The sequence below is a fragment of the Butyricicoccus faecihominis genome, from assembly GCF_014648015.1.
GTDB lineage: Bacteria > Bacillota > Clostridia > Oscillospirales > Butyricicoccaceae > Agathobaculum > Agathobaculum butyriciproducens.
In genome coordinates, this window is sequence record NZ_BMQH01000011.1 from 38,972 (window position 1) to 59,812 (window position 20,841).

General features: G+C 56.4%; 22 protein-coding genes. 8 read left to right on the top strand and 14 right to left on the bottom strand.

What is annotated here, in order from left to right; all coding sequences use genetic code 11:
- Positions 1-3 precede the first annotated feature (3 nt).
- Genes IEY11_RS11390 through IEY11_RS11405 form a run of 4 tightly spaced genes read left to right on the top strand, consistent with a single transcriptional unit; the run spans position 4 to position 2,619 of the window.
- Positions 4-1,191, top strand: coding sequence for a M20/M25/M40 family metallo-hydrolase (locus IEY11_RS11390; protein WP_188886588.1), 1,188 nt, complete (start codon positions 4-6; stop codon positions 1,189-1,191).
- Between the two features lie 35 nt (positions 1,192-1,226).
- Entirely contained in the window at positions 1,227-1,871 is a 645-nt protein-coding gene (locus IEY11_RS11395) for a nucleoside recognition domain-containing protein (protein WP_118480957.1), read from the top strand.
- Between the two features lie 13 nt (positions 1,872-1,884).
- Positions 1,885-2,403 (top strand): nucleoside recognition domain-containing protein, encoded by a 519-nt coding sequence (locus tag IEY11_RS11400; protein WP_118361021.1) that lies wholly within the window; start codon positions 1,885-1,887, stop codon positions 2,401-2,403.
- 15 nt (positions 2,404-2,418) lie between these two features.
- Complete coding sequence (locus tag IEY11_RS11405) at positions 2,419-2,619, top strand: hypothetical protein (RefSeq protein ID WP_188886589.1); 201 nt, start codon at positions 2,419-2,421, stop codon at positions 2,617-2,619.
- A gap of 253 nt (positions 2,620-2,872) precedes the next feature.
- Here IEY11_RS11405 and codB read toward each other — a convergent pair whose 3' ends face one another.
- The 3 genes from codB to IEY11_RS11420 form a co-directional block, all read right to left on the bottom strand.
- Positions 2,873-4,108, bottom strand: coding sequence for a cytosine permease (gene codB, locus IEY11_RS11410; protein WP_117489785.1), 1,236 nt, complete (start codon positions 4,106-4,108; stop codon positions 2,873-2,875).
- Between the two features lie 25 nt (positions 4,109-4,133).
- The gene (locus IEY11_RS11415) at positions 4,134-5,231 is read right to left on the bottom strand and encodes a hypothetical protein (protein ID WP_227109084.1); all 1,098 of its coding nucleotides are present in this window, start codon (positions 5,229-5,231) and stop codon (positions 4,134-4,136) included.
- 220 nt (positions 5,232-5,451) lie between these two features.
- On the bottom strand, positions 5,452-6,459 hold the full coding sequence (locus IEY11_RS11420) for an ATPase P (RefSeq protein WP_194461871.1): 1,008 nt from the start codon (positions 6,457-6,459) through the stop codon (positions 5,452-5,454).
- A gap of 396 nt (positions 6,460-6,855) precedes the next feature.
- Here IEY11_RS11420 and IEY11_RS11425 point away from each other — a divergent pair, with 396 nt between their 5' ends.
- The 4 genes from IEY11_RS11425 to IEY11_RS11440 all read left to right on the top strand — a co-directional run bounded on the left by IEY11_RS11425 (position 6,856) and on the right by IEY11_RS11440 (position 10,522).
- A complete protein-coding gene (locus IEY11_RS11425) occupies positions 6,856-7,803 on the top strand; it encodes an ABC transporter permease (RefSeq protein WP_117489781.1) in 948 nt (315 codons plus the stop codon).
- A complete protein-coding gene (locus IEY11_RS11430) occupies positions 7,797-8,576 on the top strand; it encodes an ABC transporter ATP-binding protein (protein WP_188886591.1) in 780 nt (259 codons plus the stop codon). Before IEY11_RS11425 ends, IEY11_RS11430 begins: the two co-directional genes overlap by 7 nt.
- Positions 8,577-8,647: 71 nt before the next feature.
- Positions 8,648-9,835, top strand: coding sequence for an ABC transporter substrate-binding protein (locus tag IEY11_RS11435; RefSeq protein ID WP_188886592.1), 1,188 nt, complete (start codon positions 8,648-8,650; stop codon positions 9,833-9,835).
- Positions 9,836-9,862: 27 nt separating this feature from the next.
- On the top strand, positions 9,863-10,522 hold the full coding sequence (locus tag IEY11_RS11440; protein WP_118285918.1) for a DUF1847 domain-containing protein: 660 nt from the start codon (positions 9,863-9,865) through the stop codon (positions 10,520-10,522).
- Positions 10,523-10,703: 181 nt separating this feature from the next.
- On the opposite strand, the gene IEY11_RS11445 is transcribed toward IEY11_RS11440, so the two are convergent.
- The 11 genes from IEY11_RS11445 to yfmF form a co-directional block, all read right to left on the bottom strand.
- Positions 10,704-11,609: a DMT family transporter gene (locus IEY11_RS11445; RefSeq protein WP_118361037.1), complete on the bottom strand. Its 906-nt coding sequence runs from the start codon at positions 11,607-11,609 to the stop codon at positions 10,704-10,706.
- A 181-nt stretch (positions 11,610-11,790) separates the two neighbouring features.
- The gene (gene obgE / locus IEY11_RS11450) at positions 11,791-13,065 is read right to left on the bottom strand and encodes a GTPase ObgE (RefSeq protein WP_188886593.1); all 1,275 of its coding nucleotides are present in this window, start codon (positions 13,063-13,065) and stop codon (positions 11,791-11,793) included.
- Between the two features lie 347 nt (positions 13,066-13,412).
- Entirely contained in the window at positions 13,413-13,691 is a 279-nt protein-coding gene (gene rpmA / locus IEY11_RS11455; protein WP_110436006.1) for a 50S ribosomal protein L27, read from the bottom strand.
- Positions 13,678-14,013 (bottom strand): ribosomal-processing cysteine protease Prp, encoded by a 336-nt coding sequence (locus IEY11_RS11460; RefSeq protein WP_110436005.1) that lies wholly within the window; start codon positions 14,011-14,013, stop codon positions 13,678-13,680. Before IEY11_RS11460 ends, rpmA begins: the two co-directional genes overlap by 14 nt.
- A 4-nt stretch (positions 14,014-14,017) precedes the next feature.
- Positions 14,018-14,329 carry a 50S ribosomal protein L21 gene (gene rplU / locus IEY11_RS11465; protein ID WP_117489775.1) on the bottom strand — a complete coding sequence of 104 codons (312 nt, stop codon included), beginning with the start codon at positions 14,327-14,329 and terminating at the stop codon, positions 14,018-14,020.
- Positions 14,330-14,490: 161 nt separating this feature from the next.
- Positions 14,491-15,381: a hypothetical protein gene (locus IEY11_RS11470; RefSeq protein WP_188886594.1), complete on the bottom strand. Its 891-nt coding sequence runs from the start codon at positions 15,379-15,381 to the stop codon at positions 14,491-14,493.
- 28 nt (positions 15,382-15,409) lie between these two features.
- Positions 15,410-16,087, bottom strand: a complete 678-nt coding sequence (gene rpiA / locus IEY11_RS11475; RefSeq protein WP_110436003.1) for a ribose-5-phosphate isomerase RpiA — start codon at positions 16,085-16,087, stop codon at positions 15,410-15,412.
- Between the two features lie 442 nt (positions 16,088-16,529).
- Positions 16,530-17,384 (bottom strand): bifunctional methylenetetrahydrofolate dehydrogenase/methenyltetrahydrofolate cyclohydrolase FolD, encoded by an 855-nt coding sequence (gene folD / locus IEY11_RS11480; protein WP_188886595.1) that lies wholly within the window; start codon positions 17,382-17,384, stop codon positions 16,530-16,532.
- Between the two features lie 27 nt (positions 17,385-17,411).
- Complete coding sequence (gene lgt, locus IEY11_RS11485; protein ID WP_188886596.1) at positions 17,412-18,245, bottom strand: prolipoprotein diacylglyceryl transferase; 834 nt, start codon at positions 18,243-18,245, stop codon at positions 17,412-17,414.
- 20 nt (positions 18,246-18,265) lie between these two features.
- Positions 18,266-19,528: an EF-P 5-aminopentanol modification-associated protein YfmH gene (yfmH, locus tag IEY11_RS11490; RefSeq protein ID WP_188886597.1), complete on the bottom strand. Its 1,263-nt coding sequence runs from the start codon at positions 19,526-19,528 to the stop codon at positions 18,266-18,268.
- Positions 19,525-20,808 (bottom strand): EF-P 5-aminopentanol modification-associated protein YfmF, encoded by a 1,284-nt coding sequence (gene yfmF, locus IEY11_RS11495; RefSeq protein ID WP_188886598.1) that lies wholly within the window; start codon positions 20,806-20,808, stop codon positions 19,525-19,527. The genes yfmH and yfmF overlap by 4 nt, the downstream gene beginning before the upstream one ends.
- Positions 20,809-20,841: the final 33 nt, after the last annotated feature.

Sequence of the window (20,841 nt, forward strand, 5' to 3'; positions counted from 1 at the left end):
AAAATGGAGCAAATTTACACGCAGATCCGCCAGTACATCGACGAAAACAGACAACCGATGCTGAACCTTTGGCGCGATCTGGTGAACACGGAGAGCGGCACAACGCAGATCGACGGCGTGAACGCGGTTTGCAGCATCCTGCGCCGCGAGATGGAGAACGCCGGCATCCACACCCGTGTCCGCGCCATTCAGAACTCCGGTGACATGCTCATCGGCGAGTGGAACCCCGGCAGCTCTAAAGCGCCACTTCTGCTCATCGGCCACATGGACACCGTATTCAAGGAAGGCGCGGCGAAAGAAAATCCGTTCCGCGTAGATGAAAACGGCATGGCGCACGGCCCCGGCGTGCTGGATATGAAGGCCGGTCTGGTCATGGCACTGTACACGGTCAAGGCACTCGACAGCGTGGACTGGAAGGAGCGTCCGATCAAGTTCATCTTCGCAAGCGACGAGGAAAACCTGCATATGCGTTCGGACGCGAAGGAGATCTTCGCAGAGGAGGCAGCAGGCGCGCTCGCGGCGTTCAACTTCGAGACCGGCTACATGGACAACCGTTTCGTGGTCGGCCGCAAGGGCGGCGGCCCGGTCAGCATCAGGATTCACGGCAGAGCATCCCACTCGGGCATTGCGCCGGAGAAGGGCCGCTCGGCGGTGCTCGAGGCAGCGCACAAGATCGTTGAGATCGAGTCGCAGAACGACATCATGCGCGGCAGATTGATGAACTGCGGCATGGTGGACGGCGGCATCGGTGAGAACACCATCCCCGACTCTTGCGAGGTGCGCATCGGCATCCGTTTCCCGAATGCGGAGGTGCGAGACGAGATTTTCGAAATTCTGCATCGTGCAACCAATCACAACTCGGTGCCGGATACGACGGCAGAGCTCGATCTGAGCCGTGTTATGCAGTGTATGGATACGACCGACGGCGTTATGGCGCTGTTCCATCATTTGCAGCGCACCGCACATGACTGCGGCTTCGGTGAGATCGGCTGCTTCCAGGTCGGCGGTCTGTCGGACTCCGGCATTACGGTAGCGTGCGGCGTGCCGACGGTGTGCGGCATGGGCGTGCGCGGCGAGGGCAATCACACCCCGGACGAATATGCGGAAGTAGAATCGCTGTTTCAGCGCAGCGTGCTTGCGGCGTGCGCAGCGTATACGCTGAACGACGATTTTGCAAAGGCTGCCGAATAAGCGGCGGCGCAAAAGGGATAAGGAGGTATAAACTCATGGCAAACAAAGAGAAACAGGCAGAAAACAAGGAAAAGATCGGTATTGGCGCGTGGCTGGCACTGATTGTGCTCATTCTTGTGCTGTCCGGTGCATTCCGCACGGCGGAGGGTCCAATCAAGGTGCTTGACTTTACCAATCTGGCAGGCTCGTTTGGACAGATCGGTGACACAGGTGCGAACCTCATCGGCAAGGGCGGCACCGGCGCGAAGGACGGCTTCATGGCAGGCTTCAACCTGATCCCGGCGGTCATGTTCTTCTGCGGCCTGCTCGGTGTATTCGAGCAGCTCGGCGCATTCAAGGCATCGGACATCCTGTTCCGTCCTCTGCTTCGTCCGCTGCTCGGCATCCCAGGCAAGTGCGGCATCGCATTCATCTCGAGCTTTACCGGTTCGGACGTTGCGGCCGTCATGACCCGTGAGCTGTACGAGGACGGCGAGATCACGGATGACGAGCGCACGATCTTCGTAGCGTATCAGTACGCAGGCTCTGCGTGCATCAACAACACCATCACCGGCGGCGCGCCGCTCGTGGCGATCTGCCCGGTGGCACTCGGTCCGTGCATCGTCATCATGTTCGTCTGCAAGCTGATCGGCGCGAACATCGTCCGTCTGATTCTGCGTGCAAAGCGCGGTAAGGCATAAGGAGGTAACGGAAATGAGCAATCAGGCAACCAATACAGCGGCTGCGGCCGCACCCGCAAAGGCAAAGAAACCTTCAATCGTAGATACCTTCCTCAAGGGCTGCGCAAAGGGCTTCAAGGTCGGCATTGAAAATATCACCCCTGCGATGATTCTCGGCTATGTACTGGTGTACATTCTGAAGGAGACCGGTCTGATGGACATTCTCGGCACGGTCATGTCGCCGGTCATGGGACTGTTCGGTCTGCCGGGCGAGGCTTTCGCGGTTCTGATCTCGGCGTTCTTCGCCAAGGCCTCCGGCTGCGCGACCGCCGCTTCCATGTATGAGGCAGGCGCGCTGACGCTCGGTCAGGCGTCTATGATGCTCCCGGCATGTATCCTGATGGGTACGCTCATCGGACATTATGCGCGTATCGTGCTCGTAACCGACACCAACAAGAAGTGGCATCCGCTGCTCATCGCCGTCTGTCTGCTTGATGCGGCTATCAGCCTTGTCATCATGCGCGTCATTCTGGCGGCAATGGGCGTTCAGTAAAAGGAGGCCGAGCATATGCTTTCCAAGTTATCGCGTCGGCGCGGCCTTCAGCTCGAAGCGTTCGGCAGCGTGCTGATCTGCACGGTCATGCTGGCCGATCGGTTCCTGTTTACCTTGCAGGACGGCTTTGTCCTCACCACAGCCATCATTTCCGCCGTGCTGCTGACGATCGGCATCCGCGTGGTCAAGCGGCACGACGAGAAAAATCAGAACTGATCCTTCGGGCGTTCCTGATACCCCAACCGCCCGAATTCACACCTCTTTTTGAAAAGGCCTGCGCTGTCAGGCCTTTTCTGTTTCTCCCCCCATTTTGCACAGCAGCGATCTGGTCAGCTACACGATTTCAGACCGTCCGGTACTGAGACCATGCTGAACGAGGCATTTGCAAAAATAAAAAATCCCCGATTAAACCGCAAGGTCAGCAAGTTCGGCTGACCTTGGGTTAAACCGAGGATTTTTTTGATTCTGCTTACTTTTTCGCCTTGCTGCCGACCAGATAGCACACAGCGGCAACGATCATGCCGTTGATGGATGCGATACCCCACGGGACCAGATTTGCCACCACAGCGCCCAGCACAACGCCGAAAACTGCAAACCAGTTGACGTTTTCAGTCACTTCAACGTCCTTGTACTTTTCACGGTCCATGAAGAAGCTCATCACCAGAATGATGCCGACCGGCGGCAGCGTACAGTTGAGAATATTCAGCCAGCCGGTGAAATTCCAGTACAGCCAGACCGCAAGCACGGTGCCGATAATACCGGAAACCAGCACCATCGGCTTCTTTCTCTGGCCGAAAATGTTCGCCAGACCCAGACCCGCCGAGTACAGTGCATTATCGTTCGTGGTCCAGATGTTGAGACCGAGGACCAGAATCGCCAGATAGAACAGACCGAGGTTGATCATAACCTCAAAAATGTCATTGCCGCCGACGTAGACCGACGAAATACCGCCGAAGAAAAACATCAGCGAGTTGCCGATAAAGAACGCGATAACGGTCGTGATCGCACCAACCTTGCCGTTGCGGGCAAAGCGGGAGAAGTTCGGCGTTGCCGTGCCGCCGGAGACAAACGAGCCGATAACCAGACCGGCGCCGCCGACAACGGTCAGCGTACCGCTGGACTTGGCAAACTGATCAATCAGCGTACCGTTGCCCTGTTTGACCGCCATCACCATGGCAACCGTACCCAGGATTGCAACCAGCGGAACCGCAATATAGCTGATGAGCGTCAGCGATTTGATGCCGAAATACGCCGAGGCCGTCATGCACACACCCGCAATGATAACGAGCACCCATTCAGCCGCTGTGCTGCCGCCGAGCAGCTCATTTGCAACCGGAATGGCAAACATGGCGATACCGACGCCGAACCAGCCGATCTGCGTAAACGAGATCATCGCGCTCGGCAGGTACGAGCCTTTTGCACCGAAGGCTTTGCGTGCCAGCAGGTCAAGGCTCATGCCGGTTTCCGCGCCGACGTAGCCGAGCAGACCGGTGTACAGGCTCAGGATTAAGCCGCCGATGATCATGGAGATGATAAAGCCGCCGAAATCCAGTCCGTCTGCCAGCTCCTTGCCGACCCACATGCTGGCCGAGAAGAAGGTGAAGCCCAGCATGATCATGAACATGGTTACGATGCCGCGGCGCGCATAATGCGGCACGGCCGCTTCCGCAAAGTCGATATCTACCGGTGTGTTGTCATTTTTCATAGATTCTTATCCCCTTTTTGTGTTTTCAAAGAATGTACTTTTTGAGCGTCGTGGTGAACTCGTCAATGCGCTGATGCGCGATCTCCTCCAACGTTACGTCCTTCAGGCTCTCGACAAAGCCGCGCTCCTGCTGATACAGCCAGCGCGTCAGCTTTGCGTCCAGCTTTTCATAGTGGCAGTCCTTCAGCCAGTCCTCATAGGAAATCGGCAGCGCATGACCCAGTTTTTCCTCCAGCAGCGCCTGCTTGTCGATCTTGTCGGCACGCGCGAGAATGCCGTTCCAGAATTCCAGCACCTCTTCAATGTGCTCGTGGATTTCGTAACGGCGTGCACCTCCATCGTAGATCGTGCACTTCTCAAACAGCGGATTCTGCATGGAAAGCGTCTGACGGCGGAACTCCGGCGCCACAATGCCGCCCTTCCAGTAAAAGTCGATGAGCGCACGGTTGATGCCGGAAACGCCCTTGTCGCCTTCCTCGTAGCAGCTGAAAACGCCCTCGTAGTACACGGTGATGAAGCCCTCAAAGTCCGGCCAGTAGGTGCGGATTTCTTTAGTCAGCTTTTCGAGAATCTCAATGCCCTGGGTACCGCCGATGGTGAACAGCAGAATGTTGCGCAGCTTGGCGCCCTGCTTGCGGTAATAGTCGGTGACATAGCGCAGGCACTGCACAAGCGTCTCGCCCGAGGCGATGATATCGCCGATCATCAGCGTGCTGTTGGGCACCATGGTCAGCTTGCAGTATTTGATATCGAGCGACATCTCATCATTCTCGCCAAACACGCGCTCACTGGACATAAAGCTGATGTCATGCACACGGATATGCTCCTTGTAGCAGCTTTCCTCGAGCGGGTAGTTGAGTGCGCCGCGCAGAATGGACAGAATGTTCGCCGAAGTGATCTTTTTCTGCTCCTTGAGGTAGTACATCATCTGCGAGGTAGCTGTTACGAGTGACGCATACACCTCGTAGCCGACAACCTCCGGATGGTTCATCAGCTTGCGGGTCTCGGCCTCCGAGACGATGTAGTATTCATTGACAAAGCTGCCGCCCGCCAGACGGTAGCAGTCCACACCCTGATCGCTGAATTCCGGTACGATATGGACGTCATTCCAATTTTCGATCATATCTGTTTCCTCCCTAAAAAAAGGGACCGACTGCCGTTTTTGCGGGCAGAAGGTCCTTAGTTTTCATCGTTTTCCTATTTGATTCAACGGAACGCCGCATGTTCTTTTTTTACACAGCATATCCGTCCATCCCCTCTTTTTCGACTTCATTTTACTGAATTTATTATACGGGAGAAGCCATACCGTTGTCAACAGCTTTGCAAGCCTCAGGCTGGATTTCTTACTTATAATCCGCATTCAGAAACAGCGGCTTGATCGTAGAAATCTCGGCGTATTCCTCCTGCGAGACCTGCATATCCGCATTCATGGTCTGCAGATCGGCCTTGACGACCTCGAGCGCCTCCATGACGTTCAGCGCATGTCCTTCCGCAATGGCCTGCTGCATGCGGCGCAGCACGATCGGGTGCGCGTACCGTGCGGGCAGCGGAAATGCCGGAAACCGATCAATATAGTTCTGCATCTGTACCCGCGCCTGCTTATCCCCGCGCAGAACAGCCGCATTGTTGTTGCGTGCCGTCGGCAGCAGGCGCCATCCGCCAAACAGGAAAGCTGCCGCCAGCAGGCACAGCAGCAGGTATCCGCCGGAGAAACCGCGGCACACGAGCGACACCACGCCGTAAATCAGCGCCGCCGCCCCGAGCACCATGATCGCTGCAGCCGCCCAGCGGTATCCCGCGCTCCTGCTCTGGTAGTTGCGCCGCCGTTTGGCTGCACGACTGAGCCGCTTGTACAGCTCGGGTTTGCGCTCGAGGTACGCGATCGCATTCTCCAACTCCTCAATCTCCCGCTCGGCGCGTATGCTGAGCGGCGGCCGTCGGCGTTCTTCCGCCCTCCGGCGCTCGTACTCGACCTCGAGTTCAGCCTCCTCTTCCTCGCTGACGCACGGAATCTCCGGATGCATCTTGTGCAGCTCGCGCAGCAGCTCGTCAATCTGATCCTCGTACTTGAAACAGCACACCTGCTGCATGCCGCCGTCATACTCCACAAGCAGACAGGCTCTGCCTGCGAGCACACCTCGGACACCGCCGGTGCCTTCTTCTATAAACTTAAATGCCCGCGTAATGGCGGAAAACGGCACATAATAATGCCGGTCAATAAAATAACTGTTCAAATATAATGCCCGACGACCAACACCGCACGGACCGATCCGGCGGCAGTGCTGCTTATCGCGGACAAGCGAAGCGTCATCCAGCATGGTTCTGCTGAGCGGACGCGGTTTAAAAATCATATCCATCACCTGTAAATATTGTAGCACAAAAGCGCGGATTCAGCCACCCGATCCCATAAGAAATCCTGCTGCGGTGGTTCTTTATGCAAAGCGACAAATTCTCCCTTTCAGACAAATCGTTTTTGGCATACTATCCAAAATCACAGTATTCCTATTGACAATTAGGATATTCAAGTCTATACTTTCAATCACCAAAACCCGATAGGATTTATATGAATTGAAAGGAGAACCTGTCATGAGCCGAATGTACTGTATGAATCGCTGCTGTATGTGTATGCACCGCTGCTCGTGTATGCGTTCCCTTGTGACCTGGCGAATGTGCGAATAACGCGCATAAACCATCCTGGCGGAAGGCATACGTCTTCTGCCATTTTTTGTCGAAAGGAGTTCTCCCTTGTGAAGCATTTTGTCAAATCACTGCCAGTTCTCTCCATTCTGCTGGCGCTCGCCTGCGATACTCTGCTGCCGGATTCCGCGCAGCACCCTGCCGCAGAACATCCCTATTTTACATGGGCGCTGCTCATCGGACTGGCCGTGTATGTGATTGCCCTGCTGATATCGCTCGGCAACACCAAGGTACGCGATAAGCTGTCGTACAGCGCACTGTTCTATGCAGGAGCGGTTCTGGTGCTGAACATCCTCAACCTGCTGACCGCCAAGTTTGCGATTCTGCCGGTGCTGTACTTTCCCTCGCTCGACCGTGTGTTCGGCGTTCTCGTTGAGGACAGCGCGTTCCTCGCGACCTGCCTTGCATACTCCGCACGCCTGCTGTTCTTCGGCTGGCTCGGCGGTGCGGTTGTCGGCGTGCTGACCGGTATCGCCATCGGCTTCAACAAGACCTTCGCCTACTGGGTACAGCCGCTCGTCCGCGTGCTCGGCCCGATCCCGTCCACCGCGTGGATCCCGCTGGTGCTCATCGCTTTCCCGACTGCGGTTTCCGCCAGTGCCTTCCTGATTGCGCTGGCTGTGTGGTTCCCGACTACCGTGCTCACCAGCAGCGGCATCGCTTCCATCCCCAACTCGTACTTTGAGGTCTCCTCGACGCTCGGCGCGGGCAGCTTCTACCGCATTGCCAAGGTCGGCATTCCGGCGGCTATGCCGCATATGTTCCTCGGCCTGTTCAACGGCACCTGCTCGTCGTTCATCACGCTCGTCACCGCCGAAATGCTCGGTGCCAAGTACGGCATCGGCTGGTACATCAACTGGCAGAAGGAAATGATGGCATATGCCAACGTATATGCCGGGCTGATCATCATTGCAGTCACCTTCTTCATTCTCATCACGCTGCTGTTCAAATTCCGCGACCGCGTGCTCGCATGGCAGAAAGGAGTTATCAAATGGTAGGAAGTATTTCGATTTCGGGTGTATCCAAGCATTTTGTCAATCCCACCGGAGAGCGCATTACCGCTCTCGACAATGTTTCGCTCGATATTCCCGCCGGTTCGTTCGTTTCGCTGATCGGACCGTCCGGCTGCGGCAAGTCCACGCTGCTGCGTTTGATCTCCGGTCTGATTCCGATGGACGACGGCAGCCTGATGCTGGACGGCACACATATCAAGGCCCCCGGTGCAGACCGCGGCTTCATGTTTCAGGAGCACACGCTGTTCCCGTGGCTGTCGATTTATGATAACATCGCGTTCGGTCTGCGCGCCCGCGGCATCTACAAGCAGGAAAAGGACCGCGTAGACGAATTTATCGAGATGGTCGGCCTCAAGGGCTTCGAGCATTCGTATCCGCACCAGCTTTCCGGCGGCATGTGCCAGCGCGCCTCTCTCGCAAGAGCACTCGTCGGCAAGCCCAAGGTGCTCCTGCTCGATGAGCCGCTCGGTGCACTCGATGCCTTCACCCGCATGAACATGCAAGACGAGATCCTGCGCATCTGGAAGGAAACCGGCATGACCGCCATCATGGTAACGCATGATGTGGATGAGGCCGTGTATCTTTCGGATAAGGTGGTCGTTATGACACCCCGACCGGGACGCATCACCGGCACGCTGGATATCAAGTTGGCCCGCCAAAGAGCACGCAGCTCGGAGGATTTTCTTCACTACCGTGCAGAGATCCTTCGTCAGCTCCATTACGGCGGCACAATCAAAGAGCCCAACTACTACATTTAAGATCGCATTAAAGAACATACGTTCATTATTATTACTTTTATTATATATTTTCCTTGAAAGGACAGAAAACCATGACAAAGAACGGTATTTTATTTCGAGTGGCAAGCGGACTTCTCGCAGCTGCACTGACACTCTCGCTTACCGCCTGCGGCGGTTCGAGCAGCAATTCGGACGCTTCCGCGGCAGCAGATTCCGCCGATTCCGGCGCAACCCACCTGCGTCTGATCTACTCTCCTTCTCTCTGTGCCGCACCGATGTACATCGCGATCGAGAACGGCTACTTCGAGGACGAGGGTCTGGACATTGAGCAGGTAACGGTTGACGCGGCACACGTTTCCGAGGCCATCGGCGCGGATCAGGTTGATGTCGGCATGGGCCTGATCGGCAAAATGCTACAGCCGCTCGAGAACGGCCTGCCCATCAAGTTCACCACCGGCATCCACACCGGCTGCACCAAGCTGCTCGTACCCGGTAGCAGCAACATCAAGAGCATTGCCGACCTCAAGGGCAAGAAGATCGGCGTGCCGGGTCTGGCTGACGCGGCAACCGTCATTTCCAAGCGCTCGCTGAGCGCGGCAGGCATCGGCGTGACCGACCAGAACATGGAGGTTGAATTCTCGGTTTACTCCCGCAACGATCTGGCACAGGCACTGCAGAACGGTGCCGTTGACGCGATCGCACTCGGCGACCCGGCGGCTTCTATTGCAGAGGAGCAGTACGGTCTGACCGCTCTCATCGACACCGCAACCGATCCCAAGTACAAGGACGAGTACTGCTGCGCAGCATTCGTCACCAGCAAGCTGGCTGAGGAGAACCCGAAGGCTGCAGCAGCCTTCACCCGTGCCGTACAGAAGGCATCTCAGTGGGTACAGGAAAACCCGGACGAAACGGCAAAGATCATCACCGAAAAGGAGTATGTCTCCGGTGATGTGGACTTCTGCGCACAGATTCTCAAGACCTACAACTACAAGCCCTCCGTTCAGGGCGGCTATGACGCACTCAAGCAGAACGCCGAGGAGCTGACCCAGATTGGCGTGCTCAAGGAAGGCACCGATGCGACCAAGTTCGCAGACAATGCATATATCTTCTTCGATGATGTTCCGGATGCACCGGAGAGCGACGCTTCCACCGATACCGCCACTAAATCCACAAAGGCCTCCTCTGTCAGCTTCCAGCCGGCAGCAGCAGCCGAGGCTGAGGACGACTGCTGCAGCGGCAAAATCACCAAGCCCGCACAGGACACAAACGCAAAGGCATAACATTGTTTTTACAGGGAGGAAAGGATTATGTCGGAACTGAAATGCACACACAGCTGCTCGGACTGCAGCAGACTCGGCTGCCGTTCGGCCAGCGAGGAGCAGTACCCGCCGTTCTGCCTGACGACGAACGTAGATAAGGCACTGCTCGAGGAAACACTTGAAATCTACCGCAACGACCCGGAACAGGGTCTGATCGCCCGCACCTCCGCGTGCATTGAAGGCGAGTTTTACGGCCGCCTGACCCGTGTTGAGGAAACCATCGAGTTCATCAAGCGCATGGGCTACAAAAAGATCGGCATCGCGTCCTGCGTTGGTCTGATGCGGGAGGCCTCTATCTTCGCCCGTATTCTCAAGGCAAAGGGCATCGAATATTTCACGGTCGGCTGCAAGGTCGGTGCACAGGACAAGACCGAGATTGGCGTGCCGAACGAGAAAAAGCTCAACGGCGGCTGCGGACACGAGTCCATGTGCAACCCGATCATGCAGGCCAAGACGCTTGCCGCGCACGGCTGCGATTTCAACATCGTGATCGGTCTGTGCGTCGGACATGATACCCTGTTCCTGCGCCACAGCAAGGTTCCGACAACGGTTATGATCGTCAAGGACCGGGTACTGCAGCACAATCCGGTGGCGGCACTGTACGGCGTACAGTCCATGTATTCGCGGTTTAAGGATTTGGGATTGTAAATTCAGCAAACCGGCTGCAATCCGGCACCGTCCGGACTGCATCCCTGCGTTTCTACCCTTTGGACTTCATCGTCATCTCTCTTTCGCTGTATTGAATGATTGCAAAAAACCTCCTGCCTTCTTTCTGAAGACAGGAGGATTTTTCAGCTTAACCTATAACATCGGGCAAAGCCAAGGCGTCTCATCTGGTTTTCTCTTTGCCGAGCGTTGAATACAGCACACCGAACACGATAAGCACCGCACCGGCAATAAAGCCGACCGTCATGTGCTCGTTCAGCAGCAGGACACCGAGCACCATCGAGGTGAGCGGCTGAATCGGGTAAAACAGAGAACAGGTGCTCGCCTCTGCACGGGAGAGACAGTAATTCCACAGCGAATGCGGAATGGTCGTGCAGAAAATCGCCACATAAAACAGCACAAGGATGTACTTCGCGTGCAGGAAGTCCATCTCCGGGTGGGTGATGATCTCGCGGAGCATCAGCGGCAGCGTGCCGATAGCGGCAACGTAAATACCGTAAGTCGTGACGGTCAGCGCATCATACTTCTGCGAGAATGAGCGCATGAACACGCTCAACGCACTCCACGTCAGCACCGAACCGAGTGAAAGCGCTATGCCGAGGATATGACCGCCGCCGGCGTCTCCGCCGACGATGCAGACCGCACCGGCAACCGCGCTGACAATGCAGACGACCTTCTTCATCGTCATGCGCTCATGCAGCAGCAGCACCGCAAAGAAGCAGATGGCGATCGGGTTCATGCAGTTGATGAGCGATGCCAGCGATGCTCCCGCCAGCTTGGTGCCGTACTGCTGCAGACCGATGGACAGCACATAGCCGCCCAGGCCGAACATGATAACGTATTTCCAGTCGCCGCCCTTGATCCTGCGCGGCTTGCCGTTCGGGTCGGGCTTACGCAGGCGCTGCAGGATGGTCATGGCGATGGCCGCGATGATGTAGCGCAGGCACAGCAGCGTGAACGGCTGAATCACATCGAGCAGTACCTTGCTCGCCGTGTACAGGCTGCCCCAGAAAATCGTGGTCAGCGCAAGCAACAGGCAGGTTGTTTTATCGTTCTTTTGTTGTTGCACAGTTTGTCAACTCCCCTTTTGTGCATTATGCTTTTATTATAGCACTACTTTGGCAGATTGAACATAAGACGATATGGTTTTTTTAGTGATATTGCATTATCTACTCCCGCACGTTCTCTTCACTCTGAATCAACCGCACGATATGAAAAAAAGAGGACCCAAAGGTCCTCTTTCACCCAGTTTAGTAAACGTACTCGAACTCGAACTCTCCGATCACGACCGGAGCGCCCTCCTCGATGCCCATTTCCTCCAGCTTGGCGTAAATGCCTGCAGACTGGAGCATACGATCCATATACTGGCGGGATTCGTAGTCGTCGATGTTGACCGAGCCCATAATCTTGTCCACCCATGCACCGGTGACAACATATGCGTCGCCGTCGCGCTCGATGGTCCAGTCGTTCTCGGTCGCGGCCTTCTCCTCGACCTCGACGAACTCCGGCTCATAGATGAATACCGGCGGCAGCTGCTGCAGCTCATGCCACGTCAGGTTCATCAGCTCCTTGACGCCCTGGTTGGTCGCCGCGGACAGCTCCGCAAACAGGAAGCCGCGCTCCTCTGCGTACTTGCGGATCTTCTCGACCGGCTCACGGTCATCGCCCAGCAGGTCGGTCTTGTTGGCAACAATGATCTGCGGACGCGCTGCCAGAAACTCGCTGTAGCCGGCAAGCTCGGCGTTGATCTTCTCAATGTCGTCGATCGGGTCGCGGCCCTCACTGCCTGCCGCGTCAACCAGATGCAGCAGCAGACGGCAGCGGTCAATGTGCCGCAGGAAGTCGTGGCCCAGACCGGCACCCTCGCTTGCGCCCTCGATAATACCCGGAATATCGGCCATGACGAAGTTCTGCTCCTCACCGACCGAAACCACGCCGAGGTTCGGCACCAGAGTCGTGAAGTGGTAGTTTGCAATCTTCGGACGCGCCGCAGAAACCATGCTCAGCAGCGTGGACTTGCCGACATTCGGGAAGCCGACCAAACCAACATCGGCCAGCAGCTTCAGCTCAAGGATAATGTCGCGCTCGACACCCGGCAGACCCGGCTTGGCAAAACGCGGCGCCTGACGCGTCGGCGTTGCAAAATGCGTGTTGCCCCAGCCGCCGTTGCCGCCCTTGGCCGCTACAAACGGCTCGCTGTCGGACATATCCTTCATTACCTGGCCGGTTTTCTGGTCACGGATGATCGTGCCGCGCGGTACGCGAATGATCAGATCCGCACCATCCTTGCCCTTGCAGCGCTTGCCGCCGCCCGGCTCACCGGGAGCCGCAACATACTTTTTCTTGTAACGGAAATCGAGCAGCGTGGACAGATTGTCGTCCACCTTGAGGATGACCGAGCCGCCGCGGCCGCCGTCGCCGCCGTCCGGACCGCCGGCCGCCACATACTTTTCGCGGTGAAAACCAACCTTGCCGTCACCGCCCTTGCCGGATACGATCTTGATTTTTGCAATATCAATAAACATGGTAGTCCTCCTTTCTTCTCAAAGGTGTAATATCTATCTAAAATCAACAAAATCCCAGACGAAGTCTGGGACAATAAAATACCAGTTTGCTTGCAAACTGCAACCACATGGCAGATTTTCCGGACGGAAAATCGAGCCATTGGCTCGCCGCAGCGAATTGCGCCTCCGGCGCAATCATTTAATTGCGGCACTCCGTGCCGCAACAAAACGTCCAGCTTTGCCGGATGTTTTGTTACCCCGACCCAGCCGCATTGTGCGGCGCCGTTGGGGTATCAAATTTCGGTTTCGCAAGGAACCGGAATTTGAATATAGGGGGCTTTTGAAGCCCCCTATACGCAACGCTATAATTACTGCGGGTAAACGGAAACCTGCTTGCGGTCCTTACCCAGACGCTCGAAGCGAACAACGCCCTCAACCTTTGCGAACAGGGTGTCGTCCTTACCGCGGCCAACATTCACACCCGGGTGGATCTTGGTGCCGCGCTGGCGAACCAGGATGTTGCCTGCCGGTACGGTCTGACCGTCTGCACGCTTTACACCCAGTCGCTTGGACTCGGAATCACGACCGTTCTTGGTCGAACCAACGCCCTTTTTATGAGCGAAAAACTGTAAGCTAATCTTCAGCATCTGCTTGCACCTCCATTACGTTCAAGAAATCAGAATAGTTTTGTTCCAGTTCGGAAAAATGCAGCTTCAGAGCACAAAGTGCATCCTGTCCGCGTTCTACATCGCCTTTCGGCAGCGTAAAGCGGATATGCGCTCCGTCATCCTCGATGAGAGTATCGACCGGAATATGCTGTACATCATACAGCAGCGCATGCGTCAGCATAACCGCACTGGAGATCGCTGCGCAAACGATGTCCTCCCCTTCCTCCGCATAGCCTGCGTGGCCGAGAATGTCCACCGCGAGGATTTTATCCTCCTGCAGCGAAAAAGTGACTTTGGTCACGGTCTTACGCCTTGATGGACGCGATGGTCACCTTGGTGTACGGCTGACGATGACCCTGACGACGGCGATAACCCTTCTTCGGCTTCATCTTGAAGATGTTGATCTTCTTGCCCTTGCCGGTCTTCTCAACCGTGCCGGTTACAACCGCGCCGGAAACGTACGGAGCGCCTACGGTGATGGAATCACCCTCGCCTACTACCAGAACCTCGTCAAAGGATACGGTAGCACCGTCCTCTACGCCGAGCTTCTCAACGTAGATTACGTCGCCCTCGGATACCTTGTACTGCTTGCCGCCAGTTTTCAGAATGGCATACATGTGTTTTCCCTCTCTTTCGTTGTAGAGTCACGCTTGGCACGGCGGTGCATCGTTTGATACACACTTACAAAAGCCTATGCACAATGCGGCTTTTAATAGCATATCACAAGAGGCACGAACTGTCAAGTCCATGCCTCTGATTTTTTTAATTTTTCCGCAGATTATGCGTTTGCATCCGCAGATGCGGAGGAAGCGCTGCTGTCAGACGAATTGTCGGACGCGCTGCTGTCGCTCGAACTGTCAGAGCTGCTATCCGAGCTGCTGCTATCGCTCGAACTGCTGCCGGAAGCCGCGGTATTGCTGCTGCTGTTGTTGAAGAACGAAGCAACAAAATCATAGAAGCCGGACGGAATCGTGCTCGTCGAGCCGGTTGCGCTGCGGTCGGTGCTGACAAAGCCGGTGTCGCCCTCTGCAAGACCGATCACGCGGTCGGTGAACAGCACATAGTACTGGCAGATCGGTGCATCGCCGGTGGAGGCGGCATAGCCGGAAGCGTCATCGCGGTACTCGCCCAGCTTGTCCTGCAGGTAGCCCTTCGGAACGCTGATGTAGCGAAGCTGCGAGCCGGTGCTCTGTACTACATAAACGCCGTCGTTCAGCATCGGGATCAGATCCACGATGCTGTTGGTCTCTGCGGTCTTAGCCGCAGGAAGCGTTGCGGTGATGCTGCTCTGCAGGGTCTGATTCTCCTGCGTCAGCGCACCAATCTGTGCGGACAGATTGTCCTTATCCTTATTCAGTGTTTCGATCTGCGAGTTCAGGTCCGCAATTTTACTGCCGCGGGACTTGAACAGTCCGCCGAAGATGATCGTCAGCAAAAGCAGTACCAGCACGGCAATGCAGAGCACCATGCGGTAGTTCAGCTTGACCGATGCTCTGCGCATCGGCTTGCCTTTGCCCATGCGCATGCCGGAACGCACCGGACGTGCCGACTGACGTCTGCCTGTGCGTGCGGGACGCTCACTGCGGTCCGAACCACTTTCGAACCGGCTGAAGTCCGGCTCAAAGCGGTCGAATCTGTCGAAGCGGTCGTTCTGATCGTTCTGATCCATCATTAATTCTCCTGCCTTTCAGCTGCGCTTACTTGGACGGATTTTCGATGACCTGAACCTCACCGTTGGAGTGGCCGACGATCATACGCTTGCACATGTTGAGGAACAGACCATGCTCCAGCACGCCGAGCATGCCGGTCAGCTTGGAGTAAACGTCCTGAATGTCAAAGCCTGCGCCGAGGTGCAGATCCGCGATGAAGTTGCCGTTATCGGTAACAAAGGTCTTGCCGTCGCGTACACGCAGAACCGGATTCCAGCCGTAAGCTGCCATGCGCTCCATCGCCTGCTTGGAGCCGTACTGTGCGATCTCAACCGGCAGATGGAAAGCGCCGATCTTGTCTACCAGCTTGGACTCGTCCATGATCCAGATAACTTCCTTCGCCATGGATGCAACGACCTTCTCGCGGTACAGCGCACCGCCGCCGCCCTTGATGGCGTTGAACTGCGGGTCGATCTCATCTACGCCGTCGATTGCCAGATCAACGTGATCCAGCTCGTCGATGGTCAGCAGCGGGATACCCAGCTCGCGCGCCTGCGCCTCGGTAGCCTTGGAGGTCGGGATCGCCTGAATCTTCAGGCCGTTCTTTACCATCTCGCCTACTGCATTTACCATGTGGTACGCAGTGGAACCGGTGCCCAGACCAACAACCATGCCGTCCTTTACATACTCTGCCGCCTTATCGCCGGCAAGCTTCTTCATATCCATTATATTCGTCCTCCCCTGACGTGATAAACCGTATGTTGCGGTTAACTCATTAGCTTTATTATAGAATGAATCCGGACAAAGGTCAATCTTTTCTAATTTACAAAATAAAAACAATCCCGCCGAAATCTGGTGGGATTGCAAAAGCAGTCGATTTCTGTTATACTTGTCGTTAAGAAAGGTGCTGCCGCGCCTGCGGTAGGCGGTTAAGTCTTGCCCCTGTAAAGGGGGTGGTTTTATGGAATATCTCGTAATACTTGTAGTGATACTCGTACTCATTGAGCGTATTTTAGGAACAAAAAAGAAGTAACCGCCGACACTCCTACATGTGCGATTACTTCTTTCCACAGTTTTAGGGGCTGACCGTCTACCGGCAGCACCTTTCGGTATCTTTAGTATACCCGCCCGCACCCGGATTGTCAACCCGGATACGGGCGGTTTTTGTTTACTGAATGCCGTGCCGGAGCTTTGCCGCCTTGAGCGTATTCTTCATCAGCATGGTGATGGTCATCGGACCGGCGCCGCCCGGAACCGGCGTCATGTAAGAGGCCTTTTCCATAACCTCCGGCGCCACATCGCCACAGACTTTGCCCTCGGCGTTGCGGTTGATGCCAACGTCAATCACCACTGCGCCCTCCTTGACCATATCCGGCGTAATAAAGCCTGCCTTGCCGACAGCGGCTACCAGAATATCCGCACGGCGGCACACCTCTGCAAGATCCTGCGTGCGACTGTGGCAGATGGTAACCGTACCGTGACGGTGCAGCAGCAGCATGCTCATCGGCTTGCCGACGATATTCGAGCGACCGACCACGACGCACTCCTTGCCCTTCGGGTCGATCTTGTACTCGTCGAGCAGCTCCATGACACCCGCGGGCGTGCACGGCACGAAATCAAAATTGCCAACCATGATCTTGCCGACATTGACCGGATGGAACGCGTCCACGTCCTTCTTCGGATCAATGGCGTCGATGACCGCCTGCTCGGAAATATGCTTCGGCACCGGCATCTGGCACAGGATGCCCGAAATTGCCGGGCTCTCGTTGAGCTGCGCGATCAGACCAAGCAGCTCCTCCTGTGTGGTCTCCTCGGGAAGCGCGTACTTCTCGCTGTAAAAGCCGCACTGCTCACACGCACGCTCCTTATTGCGGACGTAAATCTCGCTCGCCGGATCGTTGCCGACGATAATAACCGCCAGACCCGGCGTTACACCCTGCTTTTTCAGCGCCTCGGTCTCTGCCAGAATGCTGCCGCGCACCTTCGCGGACAGTGCCTTGCCGTCCATTCTTACTGCACTCATATTGTCGTTCTCCTTTATCGTGAAATGTTATTCGCCTTTTTTCTCGTCCACCTTGTCCTGCTCCGGCGCGTAGAATGCCTTCTCGACCTTGATGCGGTTATACTGCCGTACCAGAACAACAATCGCCGCAATGCAGCTTATGCCGGCCAGCAGCTGCGATACGCGCACCGGGCCGAGATACAGGCTGTCCGTCCGCAGGCCCTCGATCCACGCACGGCCCAGACCGTACCACGCTACATACAGCAGCGCCATTTCGCCCTTAAACTTGCGCTTCTTCGAATAGAAATGCAGCACAAGGAAACCGACAAAGTTCCACAGCGACTCATACAGGAAGGTCGGATGCACCGGAGAAGCACCGTCAATGCTCATGCCCCACGGCAGAGAGGTTGCACCGCCATGTGCCTCACCGTTGACAAAGTTGCCCCATCTTCCGATGCACTGACCGATCAGCAGACCGAACGCCGCCAGATCACATAGACTGGCAAACGACAGTTTCTTAATTCTACTGTACACCGCCAGTACAATCACAACACCGATGACCGCACCGTAAATCGCAATGCCGCCCTTCCAGATGGCGATGATCTCATTCGGATGCTGGCTGTAATAGCCCCATTCAAATGCCACATAGTAAATACGGGCGCAGATGATGCCGACCGGCACACCGATGATCAGGCAGTCCATCAGATTGTCCGACGTAACGCCGAACTCCTTCGTCCGCCGATTGATATATAGCGCTGCCAGCACAAAGCCCAGACAGATAATGATGCCATACCAGTAAATATCCTTGCCGAACAGATTGACGGCGACACGGTTGATGTTAAAATCCAGTCCGAGCGCCGGAAATGAAATTGCGTGTTCCATGATCTTTCTTCTTTCTATCGTTACTTCGGCTCTACCACCGACATGGTCGAGCGGTTCGGCTGTGCCCAACGGTGGAACATTTCCTGCACATCCTCCGCATGGATGGTGTCAAACAGCCCGGCAAAATCCAGATAATGCTCGCCCGCAAAAACAGAAGCGATCTCCTGCCGTGCATACAGATCGGGCACATCCAGCATACGCAAACGCATGCCGTACAGCGCGTTCTTCATGCGGCGGAACAGCTTCGGCTCGATGCCCTCCTGCGCCAGCCGTGCAGTCTCCCGCTCAAGTGCTTCGCGCACAGCCGCCGGATCTCGGCTCTCGCCGCCGAGGATCGCGTATGCGCCATCCGGAATGAGCGAATAATCCACATCAAAATCGCGTCCGAGCAGCCGCTTCTCGTACAGCTTTGCATATAGCGGAGAGGTATCGCCGCACAGAATACGCACCGCCAGATCACCGATCAGACTGCGGCGCAGGCGGCTTTCGCCTGCCGGAACCGGCTCGTCCTTAAAGCCGACCATGCACTGCGGCAGCGACACCTGCATTTTGCGCGTCACAACCGGCTGATGGACTTCCGCGCGGCGCTCGCCGTAATGACGCTGACCGATCTCGGGTGCGTCCTTCGGTGAAATCTCCTCTGCCATGCGGCATACCTGCTCGAAGTCCGCTGTGCCGCACACCACGAGCGCCATGTTCTTCGGACTGTAAAACGCACGGTGACAGGTGTACAGCAACTCCGGTGTAATATGCGAAATGCTCTCCTCGCTGCCCGGAATGGACACGCGCACCGGATGATTGCGGTACAGACCCTCATACGCGCCAACGAACACCTCCCAATTGGGTGTGTCCTCTACCATGCGGATCTCCTGATTGATAATGCCGCGTTCCTTCTCCACGTTTTCATCCGTGAAGTACGGCGTGAACACGAATTTAAGCAGAATCTTCAGATTCTCCTCAAACCGGTCGGTGCAGGAAAAGTGATACGCCGTCATGGTGTGGCTTGTGAAGGCGTTCGGACTTGCACCGGTGCGGGCGAATTTCTGCAGTGCATTGCCGTCCTCATCCTCGAACATCTTGTGCTCAAGGAAGTGCGCAACGCCCGCCGGTGTGTCATACCGCTTGCCCTCAAAGGTGAACGATGCGTCCACCGAACCGAAATCGGTCGCCAGAATGGCGAAGGTCTTGCTGAAGCCCTCCTTGGGCAGATAGCAGATGCGCAGACCGTTTGCCAGCGTGCGGGTCTGCATACTCTCGTGCAGAGCGGAATCATTCTTTGTCATTTTGCCGCTCCCTTCATAAAGAATACCGTGTCAAGCGCTGTGCTCTGTGCCGCGGCAATGACCTGCTCGCGCGTGATGTCGGCTACCTGCTCGATGCGCGCCTCGGGCGATACGAGCGTGCCTGCGGCCGCCTGTCCCATCCAGTAGCGCTCGAGTGTAAGCGGATCGTCGAGCATAGTGCGCCAGCCGTTGACCAGCGTTTTGCGTGCGCTTTCGAGTTCTGCGTCCGTAATTTCGCCTGCACGGCACAAATCCAGCTGGTGCAGGATTTCATCGCGTGCGACCTCGAAATTTCTGTTCTCAATGCCGGAGCCCACGATCATCAGTCCCTTAGATGCCACAAACTGTGCGCTTGCATAGTAGCACAGCGACTCTTTCTCTCGCACGTTGAGGAACAGCTTCGCGCTTGTCGAGCCGCCGTAGATGGTCTGGAACATCCAGTACGCCGCCGGTTCTCCGCCGGTCAGTGATGCACCGCCGGTACGGAAGCCGAGCGACAGCTTGCCCTGGGTTACCTCGGCATCCTCAACGACCTCACGAACATCACCGACAGGCCGCGCCTGCACGACCGTGTGCGGCTGATACAGCGTGCCCTCGCGCGGCTGGGCCAGCGGCGTTGCCATGAAGTGCGCTTCCACCTCATCCGGCATCATCGTACCGCAGTAGAACAGCTCCACCTGCGCCTCACTCAGCGCACGGCGATAGGCCGCGTACAACGTTTCCGGCGTAATGCGCTCCGCCTGCTCGATCGTACCGAGCGCGGACTTTCCGTAGTCCTCGTTTTCGCACATGATCTCGTTCAGCCGGCGCGGCGCCCACGAACGCGGATCGTTTTTAAGTGCGGCAATGCGGTCGATTAGATTGCCGCGCTCGCCCTCTACATAAGCGGCGCAGAACAGGCCGTCCTGCAGATACGGGTTGTACAGCAGATCACACAGCAGACCGATCACACCGGCGGTCAGACCGTCGGCTCCCGGTGCATAAGCCTCATCAATACAGTCGGACAGAAAGCCGATGCACAGGTTCTCGCCCTCCTTGCGCACTGCAGCTTCAATACGCGCACCGTACAGCTCGTCAAGCGCGGTGCCGAACGCCTGCATGTCGTTCAGCCTGGCCGTGCCGCGGCGCAAAACCTGCGGCAGACACGCGCGCAGCGCGGCATCCTCGCCGCCGAGCGGCAGCACCAGCATCGCACGCAGCACTGCCCGCTTAAACTTCGGTGTGGTCACGCAGGTGAGATTGATTCCCGCACCCAGCGTTTTTCGGGTCACTTGTTGCATAATTTCCCTCGATTCCGGAAAAGTTTGTCTAAC

What these genes read in the sequence shown, in the direction of transcription:
- IEY11_RS11415 (WP_227109084.1), bottom strand. Translation starts at nt 5,231, where the DNA reads ATGATCGAAAATTGGAATGACGTCCATATCGTACCGGAATTCAGCGAT.
- IEY11_RS11400 (WP_118361021.1), top strand. Translation starts at nt 1,885, where the DNA reads ATGAGCAATCAGGCAACCAATACAGCGGCTGCGGCCGCACCCGCAAAG.
- folD (WP_188886595.1), bottom strand. Translation starts at nt 17,384, where the DNA reads ATGAGTGCAGTAAGAATGGACGGCAAGGCACTGTCCGCGAAGGTGCGC.
- IEY11_RS11390 (WP_188886588.1), top strand. Translation starts at nt 4, where the DNA reads ATGGAGCAAATTTACACGCAGATCCGCCAGTACATCGACGAAAACAGA.
- rplU (WP_117489775.1), bottom strand. Translation starts at nt 14,329, where the DNA reads ATGTATGCCATTCTGAAAACTGGCGGCAAGCAGTACAAGGTATCCGAG.
- rpmA (WP_110436006.1), bottom strand. Translation starts at nt 13,691, where the DNA reads ATGCTGAAGATTAGCTTACAGTTTTTCGCTCATAAAAAGGGCGTTGGT.
- yfmF (WP_188886598.1), bottom strand. Translation starts at nt 20,808, where the DNA reads ATGCAACAAGTGACCCGAAAAACGCTGGGTGCGGGAATCAATCTCACC.
- IEY11_RS11430 (WP_188886591.1), top strand. Translation starts at nt 7,797, where the DNA reads ATGGTAGGAAGTATTTCGATTTCGGGTGTATCCAAGCATTTTGTCAAT.
- IEY11_RS11420 (WP_194461871.1), bottom strand. Translation starts at nt 6,459, where the DNA reads ATGATTTTTAAACCGCGTCCGCTCAGCAGAACCATGCTGGATGACGCT.
- obgE (WP_188886593.1), bottom strand. Translation starts at nt 13,065, where the DNA reads ATGTTTATTGATATTGCAAAAATCAAGATCGTATCCGGCAAGGGCGGT.
- yfmH (WP_188886597.1), bottom strand. Translation starts at nt 19,528, where the DNA reads ATGACAAAGAATGATTCCGCTCTGCACGAGAGTATGCAGACCCGCACG.
- IEY11_RS11405 (WP_188886589.1), top strand. Translation starts at nt 2,419, where the DNA reads ATGCTTTCCAAGTTATCGCGTCGGCGCGGCCTTCAGCTCGAAGCGTTC.
- IEY11_RS11440 (WP_118285918.1), top strand. Translation starts at nt 9,863, where the DNA reads ATGTCGGAACTGAAATGCACACACAGCTGCTCGGACTGCAGCAGACTC.
- codB (WP_117489785.1), bottom strand. Translation starts at nt 4,108, where the DNA reads ATGAAAAATGACAACACACCGGTAGATATCGACTTTGCGGAAGCGGCC.
- lgt (WP_188886596.1), bottom strand. Translation starts at nt 18,245, where the DNA reads ATGGAACACGCAATTTCATTTCCGGCGCTCGGACTGGATTTTAACATC.
- IEY11_RS11395 (WP_118480957.1), top strand. Translation starts at nt 1,227, where the DNA reads ATGGCAAACAAAGAGAAACAGGCAGAAAACAAGGAAAAGATCGGTATT.
- IEY11_RS11435 (WP_188886592.1), top strand. Translation starts at nt 8,648, where the DNA reads ATGACAAAGAACGGTATTTTATTTCGAGTGGCAAGCGGACTTCTCGCA.
- IEY11_RS11470 (WP_188886594.1), bottom strand. Translation starts at nt 15,381, where the DNA reads ATGGATCAGAACGATCAGAACGACCGCTTCGACAGATTCGACCGCTTT.
- rpiA (WP_110436003.1), bottom strand. Translation starts at nt 16,087, where the DNA reads ATGGATATGAAGAAGCTTGCCGGCGATAAGGCGGCAGAGTATGTAAAG.